General features: G+C 60.9%; 1 protein-coding gene. It reads right to left on the minus strand.

The window, feature by feature from the left end; genetic code table 11:
• Positions 1-107: 107 nt before the first annotated feature.
• The gene (locus tag ACG2LG_RS23780; protein ID WP_396263351.1) at positions 108-1,535 is read right to left on the minus strand and encodes an IS4 family transposase; all 1,428 of its coding nucleotides are present in this window, start codon (positions 1,533-1,535) and stop codon (positions 108-110) included.
• Between the last annotated feature and the right edge of the window lie 334 nt (positions 1,536-1,869).

Here is a 1,869-nt window from a genome sequence, read left to right on the forward strand (position 1 = left end):
GGGTTCAGGAAACCGAAGGAAAGAAGCGGGCCGTTCCGCCCTAAACTACAATGAGCACCGTAGCAACAACCCTGAAAGTTAACGCGCGAGGACTGACCCGAATGGCCCTAAGTTAAGGATTTTCGGTATTTGGATCGATGAGGGATTTCCATGCTTTCTCCACGAGGTCTGGTCATCAACCCGAACGGCTTCGGTCTTCGTTTCTTGAGTCGCGGCTCCCTTCGGTTCGGACGTTCCCTTACGAGATCCTCGGCCATGGTTTCCAGCAGGTCTTCGATGAGTCGCTTGCGGGTCTTCCGACTGGTCGTCGCCATTGCCACCGGTAGCCATTTGTTGACGCGGTCGAGGCTGCCCTTGAAGCTGATCCGCCGGGGATCATCCGCCTGTCGGATCAGCGCACGAAGCAAGTTGTAGGCAATGACGTGCATCAGCAGTTCTCGGTAGATCATGTGTGGACTGCGAGTGCGAAGGATGTCCATCCCGAGACTGGTCTTGAGATCGTCGATGAATAGTTCGACATCCCAGCGACGGAGGTAAAGCCCGGCGATTTCTTCCGCGCCCATCTCTGCGGGATCGGTGACCGTGGAGATCAGTTCCAGCTTTTGAGTTCGGAAGCCCGAGTGCTGCGGAGCCGTCGCGGTGACGACCCGGACGGCAATGGACTGCGGGAGGGAATCGTAGTCCTCACGGGTGACCCAGGCCGGCTTGATGGCAGGCTTGCGCCAGCGCTCGATCCAGTCGCCCTTGCCCAGCCGTGTGGCGTTGGGGCAGGGCTTGCGGCGACCGTTGTTGCGTATGACGAGGCGGATCCCACGCTGTTGGAGCAGCACCAGGCTGAACCAGTCGCAGAAACCCGCATCGGCGATCACGGTGTCGCCGGCCTGGAGATGCTTCCAAAGCCGTCTCCAAAGGATTCGCTCGCTGCCACGCTTGCTGCCGGCGAGGGTGCCGCGCGCCATGGCGATCCATGCACCAGTGGCAAGGTCGAAGAGTCCGACGATGCGCATGATCGGGAATCCTACACCGGTTTGTTGTGCCCCCGACTGAGGCCAACGGGCTTGGTTCTCGGGAGTGTCGGGCATGCTGATGGTGGAGCCGTCAAAGACGAAGGTGCGCGCGCCACGACGCGGACAAAGTGCGGCGCAGATGTGACGCTGGATCGCGATGAGCATTCGGATCGGAAGCTTCGCCCGTGCCATGCAGTAGGCAGCGTCGCTTGAGGAACAAAGCGCCTTGCCCAGGTGGCTGAGTAGCGACTGTACAGCACCGGTGGCGCTACGGCAGGATTCGCTACCCAGGATTTGGCAGAGAAAGGTCCAGAAGACCACCGGGGTCGTGAAGATCCGGCTGCGTCTGCCGGGTGGGGCAGCGAGGAGGCGGGCGGGAAGAAGCGCGCCAAAAGTCTCCTCGGCCTGGCGGGTGCAAAGAGAGGAAAGGCCGTCGCTCTTGCGACGCATCGCCGTGCCCGTCCGCAGCGGTGCACGCCCGAAAGTTGATCTCGACCAACCCGTGAACATCGGAACTCTGGAAGTCATTCATACCCAGTAGCTACTACAGTGCCAGTAGTTAAGAAATCCGTGCTTAATTCACCTTAACTTAGGGCCATTCGGGACCGGTACCATTCCAACACCCGTCCGGAGCAGGCGGGCGAGCCCGTGAGGGACTCGCTCGGCCGACTGCTCCGGACGGGTGTTGGAATGGTACCAGTCCCGTTTTTCAAGCATTAGGCTGCCTGGGGGCGAATCTTCGGGGGTGCCGATCCGGGCAGGGGGCGTCCCGTCGAAGATCGAAGAGGGGTCCTCGCATCTCGCATTTGGCTACGGCGTTCATGGTAGTTTCGGGCGGAATGGCCCCTCTGTCTCCTACGGC

The sequence above is a fragment of the Haloferula sp. A504 genome, from assembly GCF_044385805.1.
Classification (GTDB): Bacteria; Verrucomicrobiota; Verrucomicrobiia; order Verrucomicrobiales; family Akkermansiaceae; genus Haloferula.